13 protein-coding genes are annotated in these 12545 nt (G+C 72.5%); 6 read left to right on the top strand and 7 right to left on the bottom strand.

Annotation, left to right across the window (positions count from 1 at the left end; translation table 11 throughout):
* Nucleotides 1-115 precede the first annotated feature (115 nt).
* The 5 genes from ABZT14_RS06785 to ABZT14_RS06765 form a co-directional block, all read right to left on the bottom strand.
* Nucleotides 116-1135 (bottom strand): hypothetical protein, encoded by a 1020-nt coding sequence (locus ABZT14_RS06785; protein WP_356297994.1) that lies wholly within the window; start codon nucleotides 1133-1135, stop codon nucleotides 116-118.
* Nucleotides 1136-1584: 449 nt separating this feature from the next.
* A complete protein-coding gene (gene rsrA, locus ABZT14_RS06780) occupies nucleotides 1585-1884 on the bottom strand; it encodes a mycothiol system anti-sigma-R factor (protein WP_356297992.1) in 300 nt (99 codons plus the stop codon).
* Nucleotides 1881-2576, bottom strand: coding sequence for a sigma-70 family RNA polymerase sigma factor (locus ABZT14_RS06775; RefSeq protein WP_356297990.1), 696 nt, complete (start codon nucleotides 2574-2576; stop codon nucleotides 1881-1883). Before ABZT14_RS06775 ends, rsrA begins: the two co-directional genes overlap by 4 nt.
* Before the next feature lie 330 nt (nucleotides 2577-2906).
* Nucleotides 2907-3581, bottom strand: a complete 675-nt coding sequence (locus ABZT14_RS06770; RefSeq protein ID WP_356297989.1) for an alpha/beta family hydrolase — start codon at nucleotides 3579-3581, stop codon at nucleotides 2907-2909.
* A gap of 94 nt (nucleotides 3582-3675) precedes the next feature.
* The gene (locus ABZT14_RS06765) at nucleotides 3676-4494 is read right to left on the bottom strand and encodes an SOS response-associated peptidase (protein WP_356297987.1); all 819 of its coding nucleotides are present in this window, start codon (nucleotides 4492-4494) and stop codon (nucleotides 3676-3678) included.
* Between the two features lie 100 nt (nucleotides 4495-4594).
* Here ABZT14_RS06765 and ABZT14_RS06760 point away from each other — a divergent pair, with 100 nt between their 5' ends.
* From ABZT14_RS06760 to ABZT14_RS06750, 3 genes are all read left to right on the top strand, one after another.
* A complete protein-coding gene (locus ABZT14_RS06760) occupies nucleotides 4595-5305 on the top strand; it encodes a M50 family metallopeptidase (RefSeq protein WP_356297985.1) in 711 nt (236 codons plus the stop codon).
* Nucleotides 5306-5395: 90 nt separating this feature from the next.
* Complete coding sequence (aroA, locus tag ABZT14_RS06755) at nucleotides 5396-6736, top strand: 3-phosphoshikimate 1-carboxyvinyltransferase (protein ID WP_356297983.1); 1341 nt, start codon at nucleotides 5396-5398, stop codon at nucleotides 6734-6736.
* A gap of 9 nt (nucleotides 6737-6745) precedes the next feature.
* On the top strand, nucleotides 6746-7834 hold the full coding sequence (locus tag ABZT14_RS06750) for a ribosome small subunit-dependent GTPase A (RefSeq protein ID WP_356297981.1): 1089 nt from the start codon (nucleotides 6746-6748) through the stop codon (nucleotides 7832-7834).
* Between the two features lie 10 nt (nucleotides 7835-7844).
* Here the strand turns inward: ABZT14_RS06750 and ABZT14_RS06745 are convergent, their stop codons facing one another.
* Complete coding sequence (locus ABZT14_RS06745) at nucleotides 7845-8390, bottom strand: TetR/AcrR family transcriptional regulator (RefSeq protein ID WP_356297980.1); 546 nt, start codon at nucleotides 8388-8390, stop codon at nucleotides 7845-7847.
* A 218-nt stretch (nucleotides 8391-8608) separates the two neighbouring features.
* Between ABZT14_RS06745 and hisN the strand changes: the two genes are divergently transcribed.
* Both hisN and ABZT14_RS06735 read left to right on the top strand, forming a co-directional pair.
* On the top strand, nucleotides 8609-9427 hold the full coding sequence (gene hisN, locus ABZT14_RS06740; RefSeq protein ID WP_356297978.1) for a histidinol-phosphatase: 819 nt from the start codon (nucleotides 8609-8611) through the stop codon (nucleotides 9425-9427).
* 187 nt (nucleotides 9428-9614) lie between these two features.
* Nucleotides 9615-10016, top strand: coding sequence for a CBS domain-containing protein (locus tag ABZT14_RS06735; RefSeq protein WP_356297976.1), 402 nt, complete (start codon nucleotides 9615-9617; stop codon nucleotides 10014-10016).
* Between the two features lie 161 nt (nucleotides 10017-10177).
* Here the strand turns inward: ABZT14_RS06735 and ABZT14_RS06730 are convergent, their stop codons facing one another.
* On the bottom strand, nucleotides 10178-11644 hold the full coding sequence (locus tag ABZT14_RS06730; protein ID WP_356297975.1) for a catalase: 1467 nt from the start codon (nucleotides 11642-11644) through the stop codon (nucleotides 10178-10180).
* A 145-nt stretch (nucleotides 11645-11789) separates the two neighbouring features.
* Here ABZT14_RS06730 and ABZT14_RS06725 point away from each other — a divergent pair, with 145 nt between their 5' ends.
* A complete protein-coding gene (locus tag ABZT14_RS06725; RefSeq protein ID WP_356297972.1) occupies nucleotides 11790-12227 on the top strand; it encodes a Fur family transcriptional regulator in 438 nt (145 codons plus the stop codon).
* Nucleotides 12228-12545: the final 318 nt, after the last annotated feature.

Here is a 12545-nt window from a genome sequence, read left to right as displayed (position 1 = left end):
CCCCTGCCGGGGGAGGGGGAGACGGCTCACCGCCCACCGAGGAGAGGCGGGGAACACGAGGGGAACGCGGATCAGGGGCCGCACGGACGTACGGGCCCCGGGGCGGGGCCCCGGCTCAGCAGACCTCTTCCAGGTCCCGCCACTCCCGGGTGTCCGGGCTGTCGGCCACCCAGCCGTCCAGCAGCCCGCGCACCAGGGTCGCCGGAGCCGCCAGTCCGCACTCGCGCTCGGGCACCCACCCGGTGCCGGCACCGCCGTTGGTCATGTGCCCCAGGGGGCCGGGGTGGCCGGGGACGCTGTGGTCGTGCGGGTCGGGGTGGGCCGGGCCGTCCCCCTCGTCGCTGGGCATCCGCGACTCGGAGCAGGAGCGGCACAGCAGCCGCACCGAGGACGACCAGTCCTCGGCCGCGAAGCCGGCGTCGGCGGCCAGGCGCTCCAGGGCGTCCCGGTCCTCCTCGCTGGCCGCCTCCAGCAGCACCACCCAGGTCGGGACCGGGGAGGGCGCCCACAACTCGATCTCGTCGAACACCGGGTACGTCGGCCCGGCGGCGGTCACCCGCTCTCCGTGCGGCACTCCGTCGTGGAGGACGACCTCGCCCCAGCGACGGCCCGAGGAGGGCAGCGGAATGGACTGGATCTCCATCCGCGCCGGGTCGATACGTCGGCCCCAGACCACCTCGGCCTCGCCCTCGGGCGAGAGCCGCACGGCGGCGCTGCCCAGGTTCATGCCGGACGGCTCGCCGAGTCCCTCGGGGGCGTCCGGGTCACGCTGGTCCCTGGGTTCGCGGGGGACCTTCAACCCGTAGGCCTGCCAGGCCCGTCGGGCCAGCGGCCAGTCCTGGAGGGCGGTCGCCGCGATGCCGACGTTCCACCAGTCGGGGGCTCCCGCCTCCCGTTCCAGCAGGGCCACCGCGCGCAGGCCGGCGGCCCGCGCCTGTTCCCAGTCGTGCCGGAACTTGTGCAGCAGCGCCAGGTTGAACCAGGACTCGGAGAGCCAGGGTTCCATGTCGGCCGCACGGGTCAGCAGGGCACCGGCGTCCTCGTAACGCCCGTCGCCGATCAGCGTGAAGGCGCGATCGGTGGCCTGCCGCCAGGAGGCGGAAGGACGATGCCGTACCTTGCCGAAGATCCTCACGTGTGCCCGCCTGATTCCCGCCTGTCCGCGATGACTGACCGCCCCGAGGGCGCGGATGCTCTGCCGGTGTTGTCCGTACTGACGCTGTGCTGATGTGCCTGCCGTGGGGGTGTGACCCCCGGGTTCCAGCGTGGGGGGCCGTCCCTCTCGCATCCAACCATGCCCGCCCCCTGCCCCGCTCACTACCCGTGGACGCCCGGGATGGAACCCCCGTCCCCGGTCACTGGCCGGGTCGGGGTCACGGTAACGCGGGAGCGCGGGCCGTTGACAGGGCTTTTCGATACCCCGAGGGGGACAATCACCCATGGGAGGGAACCGGGTGGTGCGGGTGGGACGGACGGCCTCAACTGGGCCGACCGTGGCGGGCGTTGGCCCGACCGTTCAGAGGCCCGGGACGGTGCGCCGGGCCGACGTCCGGGCTTGGGCCAGCGGACGTACCCGCGAGGGGCTCACTCCCCGTCGGCGGGGGTGCCGCGCTCCTCGCCGCGTTCGTCCGCGCGGATCGACTCGATACGGCCCATGACCTTGGCGCGCAGGTCGCCGGGCACCTCGTCCTGGCCGCAACAGCGTTTGACCAGCTTCTTGACCTCCTGCTCCAGGCCGTACTTCTCGAAGCAGGGAGAGCACTCGTCGAAGTGCTCCTCGTACTTGACGCAGTCCCCCTCGGCCAACTCCCGGTCGAGGTACTCGTAGAGGTGGTCCAGCACCTCCGAGCAGTCCATCCCGTTCGGGTCGTCGTCGCAGCTCATGAACCCGAGCCCTTTCGGTCGTGCGAGGAGGCGGTACCCGTCGGGGTCCCGTCCCCTCCCGCGCCGGCACCGGCGGGCACCAGCCCACGGTCCCGCGCGTAGTCCTCCAGCATGTCCCGCAGCTGGCGACGGCCACGGTGCAGCCGCGACATCACCGTGCCGATGGGGGTCCCCATGATGTCCGCGATCTCCTTGTACGCAAAGCCCTCGACGTCCGCGAGGTAGACGGCGATACGGAACTCCTCGGGGATCGCCTGGAGGGCCTCCTTCACGTCGGAGTCGGGAAGGTGGTCCAGCGCCTGGGTCTCCGCCGACCGCAGTCCGGTCGACATGTGCGAGGCCGCCCGGGCCAGCTGCCAGTCCTCCACCTCCTCGGCCGCACTGCGCTGGGGCTCGCGCTGCTTCTTGCGGTAGGAGTTGATGAAGGTGTTGGTGAGGATGCGGTACAGCCAGGCCTTGAGGTTGGTGCCGGCACGGAACTGGTGGAAGGAGGCGTACGCCTTGGCGTAGGTCTCCTGCACCAGGTCCTCGGCGTCCGCCGGGTTGCGGGTCATCCGCAGCGCGGCGGAGTACATCTGGTCGAGGAAGGTCAGGGCGTCCCGCTCGAAGCGGGCGCTGCGCTCCGCCTCGGACTCCTGCCCCCGCGACTCGTCAGCGGTCTCAGCGACCGGACCCACCTCCTCGAACGACATCCCGGGGCCCGTCGCCCCGCCTGCCTCGGAGAATAGACGATGGGCACCGCCCTCCGCCCCTCGGTGACCGGCCCCCGGACCCGGCTCGGACGCCCTGCCGGCCAGGGCCAGCGTCGCCCAGTCGACCTCCGCGGCCCTGGGACGCCGGGGGCAAGCGATCGAACCCATATCGGAAGCTTCCTCTCCTCGTACGCGTCATGCCGACGGCCCGGCGAGGGCCTCACCGCCGACGTCCCGCACAACACGGAGGGGCGGCCGGACATTCCCCGGCCGGGCCCGGTGTGAGCCGGCGCACCCCCGTGCGGTGGGGCGTGACGCCCACGCACCTCTCTACGAGGCGGCCGGCTCCCCCGGCAGGTCCGGCAGCCCGTCCAGCCAGTCGGCCACCTCGGCGGTGAGCCGCTCCACGGTCTTCTCCTGGTCGATCGGCGCCCGCTTGGGCACCGCGAACCCGTGGTCACCGTCCGGCACCCGCACCAGCGCGGTGCCCCCGGGGAACTCCTCGGGCCGGCCGAACGGGTCGCGGTCCCCCTGTACCACGAGGGTGGGGACCGTCACCCCGGTCAGCTCCGCGATCCGGGACCGCTCGGGCCGGCCCGGCGGGTGGAGCGGGAAGGCCAGGGCCAGCACCGCGACGGCGCCCAGCTCCCCGGCCGTACGACAGGCCACCCGGGCTCCGGCGCTGCGCCCGCCGGACACCACCGGCGCCCCCTCCCCGGCCAGTGCCGGCCACAGTTCACGCCAGCCGACGTCCAGGCTGCGCGGGGCCGGGGCGACCTTGCGGCCGGCCACCCTCCAGGGCTGCTCCACCCGGGCCACGGTCACCCCCCGCGGCGGCAACTCCCCCGCCAGGGCGACCAGATCGCGGGCCTCCACCCCGCCACCGGCGCCGTGTCCGAGAGCCAGTACGGCCCGTGCCGAGGGGGCCCGGTGCCAGTGGACGCGCGCGTCACCCAACGAGGTGGGGACGACCTGAACCTGGGTGCCGTCGGTGGTGTGGGACATGGGATCCGCCTTCCAGGGCCGTGGACTTCTCGGGGCGGTGGGGGGAGAGCGGCGTGCGACGTCGGGTTCGGTGTCGGGTGGGTCGGAACGTCGGTCAGAACAGTGTGGCCTCCTCGGGCCCGGACAGCTCGGTGACCAGTTCCGGGCCGTTGTTGCGGACGTCGCTGACCGTCGAGGGCACCGGGTAGGCGCGCACGCTCCCCGGTGGTGGCGGCACCAGCAACTCCCGTATCTCCTCCGGGTCGTCGCGGCCGGGGTCCAGCCAGGCGTCCCAGCGGTCGGGGGTGAGCACCAGCGGCATCCGGGGGTGGATCTCGGCCAGGGAGGCCGGCCCGCCCTCCCCCGTGTCGCCGGCCAGCGGGGTGGTCTCCGCCTCGGTGGTGATCACGGTGCAGGTCACCCACCAGGCACGGGGGTGCTCCCCGGGCAGGGTGCGGTCCCGCCAGAACTCGTACAGGCCCGCCATCGCCATGACCCCGCCGTCCGCCGGCGTGACGAAGTACGGCTGACGACGGCCCCGCTTGGGCTTGGGGTCCTCGGCCCCGGGGACCTGCTGGGGCGGGGTGACCCACTCGTAGTAGCCGTCGGCCGGGAGCAGGCAACGGCGGGACGCGAAGGGGCGGCGGTAGGACGACTTCTCGTGGACGGTCTCCGCCCGGGCGTTGATCATCTTCACGCCCATCTCAGGGGACTTGGCCCAGCCGGGCACCAAGCCCCATCTCATTACGCGGAGTTGACGTACCGGCCGAGTATCGTCCGAACCCCTGAGCGGGCGGTCCAACACCGCGTACACGTCCTTGGTCGGCGCGACGTTCCAGTCCGCCTCCAACGTCTCGGCCACGTCCCACTTCTCCACCTCGAAGATCCCGGCCAGATCCTCGGGCCCCCGACTCGCCGCATACCGTCCACACATACATGCCAGACTGCCACGTCACACACGCGTCCAGACCGCACGTCACGGGGAACCGGGCGCCCGCCCAGAGCGGCGCCCACCGGGGAGGGCACACCAGAAGATGAGCGCCAACACCGCAGACATCTGGGACCGGGTGGTGGGCACCCAGCCCGACCCCGAGTCCTGGCTGGTGATCGCCACCGGCCTGGTAGCCCTCGCCGTCGTCCTGCCCCACACCGCCTGGCGGCTGTCCCGCAACGCCATCACCATCGCCCACGAGGGCGGGCACGGACTGGTGGCCCTGCTCACCGGACGCCAACTCGACGGCATCCGGCTGCACTCGGACACCTCCGGGCTCACCGTCTCCCGGGGCAAGCCGCACGGCATCGGCATGGTCCTGACCGCCGCCGCCGGCTACACCGCCCCCTCCCTGCTGGGCCTGGCCGGCGCCTGGCTGCTGTCGGCCGGACACATCACCGCGCTGCTGTGGGGGGCCACCGCGCTGCTGCTGGCGATGCTGGTGATGATCCGCAACGCCTACGGTCTGCTGACCGTGGTGCTGGCCGGCGGCGCCTTCCTGCTGGTGTCCTGGCGCTTCGACGCCGAGGTACAGGCCGGCTTCGCCTACGCGGTGGTGTGGTTCCTGCTGCTGGGCGGTGTACGCCCGGTCTTCGAACTCCAGGTCAAGCGCCGGGGCGGGCGCGCCCCCGACTCCGACGCCGACCAGCTGGCCCGCCTGACCCATGTGCCGCCCCTGGCCTGGCTGTTGCTGTTCCACGCGGTCGCCCTCTGCTCACTGACCGGCGGCGCCCGCTGGCTGATGGACTGGTGACCGGCCCCCGACCGCACCCGGCCCCGGGGTGCGCCCCGGCCCGTACCGCCACCAGCAGGCCAGGGCGGCGACCGAACTAGAGTGGCCGCCATGACCGAGTTCACCCAGCAGGCCCCGTACTGGTCCGCGCCCCTCGCGCGGCGTCCCGTCGACTCCACCGTCACCGTGCCCGGGTCGAAGTCGGTCACCAACCGCGCCCTGGTGCTGGCCGCCCTCGCCTCCGAACCCGGCTGGCTGCGACGCCCCCTGCGGTCCCGGGACACCCTGCTGATGGCCGCCGCCCTGCGCACCCTGGGCGTCGAGATCGAGGAGACCGTCTCCTCCGCCTCCGGCGGGGCCGCCGGCGAGGCCTGGCGCGTGGTCCCCGCCCCCCTGCGCGGGGAGGCCCGGGTGGACGTGGGCAACGCCGGTACGGTGATGCGCTTCCTGCCCCCGGTCGCGACCCTGGCCGAGGGGGCGGTGCACTTCGACGGGGACCCCCGCTCCCACGAGCGGCCCCTGCACGGGGTGATCGACGCGCTACGCGCCCTGGGCGCCCGCATCGAGGACGACGGGCGGGGAGCCCTCCCCCTGACGGTGCACGGCACCGGTTCGCTGACCGGCGGCCCGGTGGAGGTGGACGCCTCCTCCTCCTCGCAGTTCGTCAGCGCCCTGCTGCTGGCCGGGGCACGGTTCAACGAGGGGGTGGAGGTGCGGCACGTCGGCCACACCCTGCCCTCGCTGCCCCACATCCGCATGACCGTGGAGATGCTCCGGGCGGCCGGCGCCCGGGTGGACGCCCCGGAGGACGGCGGTGAGCCACGGGTGTGGCGGGTCAGCCCCGGGGCCCTGCTGGGGCGGGACCTGACCGTGGAGCCGGACCTGTCCAACGCCCAGCCGTTCCTGGCCGCCGCCCTGGTCACCGGCGGCCGGGTCACCGTTCCCGACTGGCCGACGTCCACCACACAGGCCGGCGACGCCCTGCGGGAGATCTTCACGGCCATGGGCGGCTCCTGCCAGTGGGACGAGCGGGGGCTGACGTTCACCGGTTCGGGGCGGGTGCGCGGCATCGACATCGACCTGGGCGAGGTGGGCGAGCTGACCCCCGGTATCGCGGCGGTGGCGGCGCTGGCCGACTCCGAGTCGACGCTGCGCGGGGTGGCCCACCTGCGGCTGCACGAGACCGACCGGCTGGCGGCGCTGGTGAAGGAGATCAACGGCCTGGGCGGTGACGTCACCGAGACCGAGGACGGTCTGCGCATCCGCCCCCGCCCGCTGCACGGTGGCGACTTCCACAGCTACCAGGACCACCGGCTGGCCACCGCCGGCGCCGTGCTGGGCCTGGTGGTGGAGGGCGTACGGGTGGAGGACATCGCCACCACCGGCAAGACCCTGCCGGACTTCCCCGACCTGTGGCAGCGGATGCTCGACGGACCGGACGCGAGGGACTGAGGCCCGGCGATGCGTCGCTACGGCAAGCACACCGACGAGGACGACATCCGGGTACGCCCCGGCCGTCGGGGCTCCCGCCCCCGTACCCACCAGCGCCCCAAGCACGAGGACGCCGAGGAGGGCATGGTCCTGACCGTCGACCGGGGGCGGGTGACCTGCCTGGTCCAGGGTCGTACCGTGACCGCGATGAAGGCCCGGGAACTGGGCCGCAAGAGCGTGGTGGTGGGTGACCGGGTGGCCCTGGTGGGCGACCTGTCCGGGGCCCGGGACACCCTCGCCCGGGTGGTGCGGGTACGCGAACGGGACTCGGTGCTGCGGCGCACCGCGGACGACGACGACCCCTTCGAGCGGGTGGTGGTGGCCAACGCCGAGCAGCTGGCCATCGTCACGGCCCTGGCCGACCCCGAGCCCCGCCCCCGGATGATCGACCGCTGCCTGGTCGCGGCCTACGACGCCGGGCTGGAGCCCCTGTTGGTGCTCACCAAGTCCGACCTGGCCTCCCCCGAGCGGCTGTTGGACACCTACGCCCCGCTGGGCCTCCCCTACGTGGTCAGCGGACGCCCGGCCACTCCCGAGGACGACCTCGGGGAGGGCGTCGACCGGGACGCGGTGGAGCGGGTACGCGAGGTGCTGCGGGGGCGGATCACGGTGTTCGTCGGCCACAGCGGGGTGGGCAAGACCACCCTGGTCAACGCCCTGGTACCGGCCCGCCAGCGGGCCACCGGCCATGTCAACGCGGTCACCGGCAGGGGCCGGCACACCACCACCTCCGCCCTGGCACTGCCGCTGGGGAGCGCCGGCACCTCCGACCCCGACAGCTCCGAGCCCGACTCCGATCTCGGCCCGGCCGACGAGGGGGGCTGGGTGATCGACACCCCCGGGGTGCGCTCGTTCGGGCTGCACCACGTCGACCCCTCCCGGGTGATCCACGCTTTCCCCGACCTGGAGCCGGGCAGCGCCGAGTGCCCCCGGGCCTGCGGCCACGACGAACCGGACTGCGCCCTGGACGCCTGGGTGGCCGAGGGGCACGCCGAACCGGCCCGGCTGGAGTCGCTGCGGCGGCTGCTGGCCTCCCGGGAACGCCGCGAGGGCGACTGACCGGCCCCGTTCAGTGCCGGCCGGCCTCCCGCAGTGGCCCGTCGAGGGCCCCGAGCAGCGGCGCACCGGTACGGGGCGCCGGTATCAGGACGTAGGAGAGGGTGAGCCGCAGGGCCGCGTCGCACAGCGCGTCCAGTTCCGGCCGGCCGACCCCGGTGCGGTCGCCCAGCACCCCGACCGCCCTCCGTCGCAGCTCCTCCAGCAGGGCGGCGGGCGTACGGGACAGGGGTACCGGCTCGGACCAGGCGCCGGTCAGGGCGCCGCGTATCAGGGGGTTGTCCTCGGCGGCGGCCACCATCCAGCGGGCCGCCTCCTCCCAGGTGCGGGCCAGGTCGGTGCCCGAGGCCAGGACCTGTTCGGTGCCCCGGAGGAAGGCGTCCAGGTCGCCCTCGACCACGGCGGTGCCCAGTCCCCGTTTGTCCCCGAACTCGTTGTAGAGGGTCTGCCGGGACACCCCGGCCCGTACCGCCACCTCCACCATGCGCACGCTGGCCCACGGACGGTCACGTACCGCTTCCCGGGCCGCCCTCAACAGCGCCTCACGTGCAGGGGACATGACGACCTCGCCCTCGCCAGGGTGGTGCTCAGCCGGAGCAGGGAGTCCGGCCCACCCTTGACCTGCCGCGCCGGGGTGTCAAGACACCGGACGCCCGGGGGACGCCTCCACCCCGGCGGTCCGGGAGCGGGCGGTGGCACTGGCCCACACGACGTGTCCTCACCCCCTCCCCCGGAGCGTTGTGGCCCCGGGCCGGAGCCGCTCGATACTGTTCGGTCATGCCGGACTACCACGATGACCTTCGCCTCGCTCATGTACTGGCCGACGCCGCGGACGCCGCCACCATGGAGCGGTTCCGGGCACTGGACCTCAAGGTCGACACCAAGCCGGACATGACCCCGGTGACGGAGGCCGACAAGGCCGCCGAGGAGGTCATCCGCACCTCCCTCCAGCGCACCCGCCCCCGCGACGCGGTGCTGGGCGAGGAGTTCGGTACGGAGGGGCACGGCCCCCGGAGATGGATCATCGACCCCATCGACGGCACCAAGAACTACGTACGCGGGGTGCCGGTCTGGGCCACCCTGATCGCGCTGACCGAACTGGGCGAGGGCGGGGAGTTCCCGGTGGTCGGGCTGGTGTCCGCCCCCGCGTTGCACCGGCGCTGGTGGGCCCTGCGCGGCGGCGGTGCCTACACCGGGCGCAGCCTGTCCCAGGCGCACCGGCTGACGGTGTCCCAGGTGGGGCGGCTCCAGGACGCCTCGTTCGGGTACTCCTCGCTCAGCGGCTGGGAGGAGCGCGGGCTGCTGGGCAGCTTCCTGGACCTGACCCGGGAGTGCTGGCGCACCCGGGGCTACGGCGACTTCTGGCCGTACATGATGGTCGCCGAGGGGGCGCTGGACATGTGCGCGGAGCCGGAGTTGGCGCTGTGGGACATGGCCGCCAACGCGATCATCGTGGAGGAGGCGGGCGGCACCTTCACCGGCCTGGACGGCCAGCGGGGCCCGCACAGCGGTAACGCGGCGGCCTCCAACGGGCTGCTCCAGGACCACCTGCTCAGCTATCTGCGGCTGCCCTCCGAGGTCACCCCGGAGCCCTGATCCCCTCCCGACTCCCCTGAGCGGTACGGCGGTTGGCCCTGTCTCCGAGGAGACGGCCGGCCGCCGTGGCGTTCCGGGACGCGTCCCCTCTTGTTGCCGGGGTCCGGCCGTGTGAACATGAGAATCCAACGGCTTGTGACCTTGTGAAACCCTTCTCGTAGGGGTTCCCTCCAGGAGGTGGCACCACATGCCCACCCTTGTCCGCGACGCCATGAGTTCCCTGATCCTCACCATCGGCCCCACCCACACCCTCCGCCAGGCCGCCCGGCTGATGTCCGCGCGCAGCGTGGGAGCGGCGGTGGTACTGGACCCGGACACCTCCGGCATCGGCATCCTGACCGAGCGGGACGTGCTCAACTCCCTCGCGCGGGAGGAGGATCCCGACCTGGAGACCGCCGAGGCACACACCACCACCGAGGTGGTCTTCGCCCACCCCGACTGGACCCTCCAGGAGGCGGCCGAGGCGATGACCCACGGAGGATTCCGGCACCTGATCGTGCTGGACGGCAGGGAGCCGGTGGGCGTGGTCTCGGTACGGGACATCGTCCGCTGCTGGTCCCGTCAGGAGGAACCGGCTCCCACCGCCTGAGACCCTCGCCGGTCCCCCTCCTCCGGAGCCCGAAGGACACCGAAGGTCCGGCCGGAGCGTACGGGCACGCACGGAAAGGGCACGCACGGAAAGGGCACGCACGGAAAGGGGAGGTCACCACCCCGCTCGCCCGCGGTGGTGACCTCCCCGGCGCGCCGACCTCAGCCGCGCAGGTTCTGGACCGCGGCCTCCAGCCGCTTGCCGAAGTCCTCGTCGGCCTTGCGGAAGTTGTCGATCGCCCGTCGCGCGATGTCGTCGCGGGAGACCCCGGAGATGTTGTCCGCCAGGTTGGCGACCAGCCTCTCCTTCTCCTCCTCGGACATCAGCCGGTACAGGTTGCCGGCCTGCACGAAGTCGTCGTCCTCGGCGTGCGAGGGCGCCGCCCCCTCACCGGTGTGGCCGGAGAGGGCCACCGGCTGCCACAGGGGCTGACCGGTCTCGAAGGGGCCGCCGAAGCTGTTGGGCTCGTAGTTCTTGGCCCTGCCGTGCCGGCCGTCGTACGCGTAGCCGTCCCGCCCGTTGGTGCGGGCCTCGGTGGCGTGCGGGCGGTTGACCGGCAGGTGGTCGGCGTTGATGCCCACCCGGTAGCGGTGCGCGTCGCCGTAGGCGAACAGCCGACCCTGGAGCATCTTGTCCGGCGAGGGGCCGATGCCCGGCACCAGGTGCGCCGGGGAGAAGATCGACTGCTCCACCTCGGCGAAGATGTTCTCGGGGTTGCGGTTCAGCTCCAACTTGCCGATCTCGATGGGCGGGTAGTCCTCGTGCGGCCAGACCTTGGTCAGGTCGAAGGGGTTGAAGCGGTAGGTCGCCGCGTCCTCGGCCGGCATGATCTGCACCTGCACGGTCCAGGTCGGGAACTCACCGCGCTCGATGGCCTCCCGCAGGTCACGCTGGTGGCTGTCGGGGTCCTCGCCGGCGAGCTTGGCCGCCTCCTCGGTGGTGAGGTTGCGGATGCCCTGGTCGGTCTTGAAGTGGTACTTGACCCAGAACACCTCGCCCTGGGCGTTGTTCCACTGGTAGGTGTGCGAGCCGTAGCCGTTCATGTGGCGGTACGAGGCGGGGATGCCACGGTCACCGAACAGCCAGGTCACCTGGTGGGTGGACTCCGGCGACAGCCCCCAGAAGTCCCACACGTTGTCCGCCTCCTGGGAGCCGGTGTACGGGTCGCGCTTCTGGGTGTGGATGAAGTCGGGGAACTTGATGGCGTCCTTGATGAAGAACACCGGGGTGTTGTTCCCGACCAGGTCGTAGTTGCCCTCTTCGGTGTAGAACTTCAGCGCGAAGCCGCGCGGGTCCCGGACCGCGTCCGGTGCGCCCAGGTTGCCGGCGACCGTGGAGAAGCGGAGGAAGGTCTCGGTCTGCTTCCCCACCTCGGAAAGGAACTTGGCGCGGGTGTACCTGGTCACATCCGCGGTGACCGTGAAGGTGCCGTAGGCGCCCGCTCCACGCGCATGCACGATGCGCTCGGGGATCCGCTCACGGTTGAAGTGGGCCAACTTCTCCAGCAACAACTGGTCCTGGATGAGCAGCGGACCGCCCGCTCCGGCGCTCTCGCTGTTCTGGTTGTCGGCGACCGGAGCACCGGCTTCCGTGGTCAGCGGGCCGCTTGTCTCGTCCTGCAGCGTCACGTGCGCCTCCTGGATATCGTCCGCGCTCGACGATCAACGTCCGACCGTCGGGGCCCGATCCTACATTGGACTTTGTCTAAGTCAAGAAGTCGACAAGCTCCGTACCTGATCTGGTCACAGAACAGCACGCTGCTACGCTGGCTTCATGAGTGACCTGCTGCAACGACTGAGAGAACGTGGCTGGCGGCTCACCGCACAGCGGCGGGTCGTCGCCGAGGTGCTCGACGGCGACCATGTCCACTACACCGCCGACGAGGTACACGCCCGCGCCGTCGACCGTCTTCCCGAGATCGCCCGGGCCACCGTGTACAACACGCTCAGCGAACTGGTCGCCCTCGGCGAGGTGTTGGAGGTCAGCACGGACGGCCGCGCCAAGCGGTACGACCCCAACGCCCACCACAGCCACCAACACCTGATCTGCTCCCGGTGCGGCACCATCCGCGACGTCCACCCCACCGGGGACCCCCTGGCGTCGCTGCCCAACAGCGAGCGTTACGGCTTCGCCCTGGCCGAGGCCACGGTGACCTACCGGGGCGTGTGTCCGAACTGTCTGTCCGAGCAAGGGACCGCGAACGCCTCCTGAGCCGTGGGGCACGCTGACCGGATCATCATTTCCCCCCGAACCGGCGCCGAAACGGCAAGCGGAACCCGTCGGCACCCCGGCAGCCGGCACCCCAACGCCCCGGCGGAGAACGGGAGTTGGGAGCCGAGGCCCGTCGGTGACCACGCCGGCCGAACCGGGGCCAGACGCCCACGCACCCGGCCCGGCGGGCTCAGGCACCCCTGATGCGGGCTCCTGTCCGGTCCGGGGAACGCGCCCCCGGCCGTACGAGCGGAGACCGCTCGAAGCACCCGCACCCACACATGACGAGAGGGCCCGGATCCTTGTCGGATCCGGGCC

The sequence above is a fragment of the Streptomyces sp. NPDC005438 genome (assembly GCF_040606315.1).
GTDB lineage: Bacteria > Actinomycetota > Actinomycetes > Streptomycetales > Streptomycetaceae > Streptomyces.
The sequence above is the reverse complement of the archived record's forward strand: the minus strand, read 5'-3'. Positions and strand labels throughout refer to the sequence as shown.

What these genes read in the sequence shown, in the direction of transcription:
- rsrA (WP_356297992.1), bottom strand. Translation starts at nt 1,884, where the DNA reads ATGAGCTGCGACGACGACCCGAACGGGATGGACTGCTCGGAGGTGCTG.
- ABZT14_RS06775 (WP_356297990.1), bottom strand. Translation starts at nt 2,576, where the DNA reads ATGTCGTTCGAGGAGGTGGGTCCGGTCGCTGAGACCGCTGACGAGTCG.
- ABZT14_RS06770 (WP_356297989.1), bottom strand. Translation starts at nt 3,581, where the DNA reads ATGTCCCACACCACCGACGGCACCCAGGTTCAGGTCGTCCCCACCTCG.
- ABZT14_RS06765 (WP_356297987.1), bottom strand. Translation starts at nt 4,494, where the DNA reads ATGTGTGGACGGTATGCGGCGAGTCGGGGGCCCGAGGATCTGGCCGGG.
- ABZT14_RS06760 (WP_356297985.1), top strand. Translation starts at nt 4,595, where the DNA reads ATGAGCGCCAACACCGCAGACATCTGGGACCGGGTGGTGGGCACCCAG.
- aroA (WP_356297983.1), top strand. Translation starts at nt 5,396, where the DNA reads ATGACCGAGTTCACCCAGCAGGCCCCGTACTGGTCCGCGCCCCTCGCG.
- ABZT14_RS06750 (WP_356297981.1), top strand. Translation starts at nt 6,746, where the DNA reads ATGCGTCGCTACGGCAAGCACACCGACGAGGACGACATCCGGGTACGC.
- ABZT14_RS06745 (WP_356297980.1), bottom strand. Translation starts at nt 8,390, where the DNA reads ATGTCCCCTGCACGTGAGGCGCTGTTGAGGGCGGCCCGGGAAGCGGTA.
- hisN (WP_356297978.1), top strand. Translation starts at nt 8,609, where the DNA reads ATGCCGGACTACCACGATGACCTTCGCCTCGCTCATGTACTGGCCGAC.
- ABZT14_RS06735 (WP_356297976.1), top strand. Translation starts at nt 9,615, where the DNA reads ATGCCCACCCTTGTCCGCGACGCCATGAGTTCCCTGATCCTCACCATC.
- ABZT14_RS06725 (WP_356297972.1), top strand. Translation starts at nt 11,790, where the DNA reads ATGAGTGACCTGCTGCAACGACTGAGAGAACGTGGCTGGCGGCTCACC.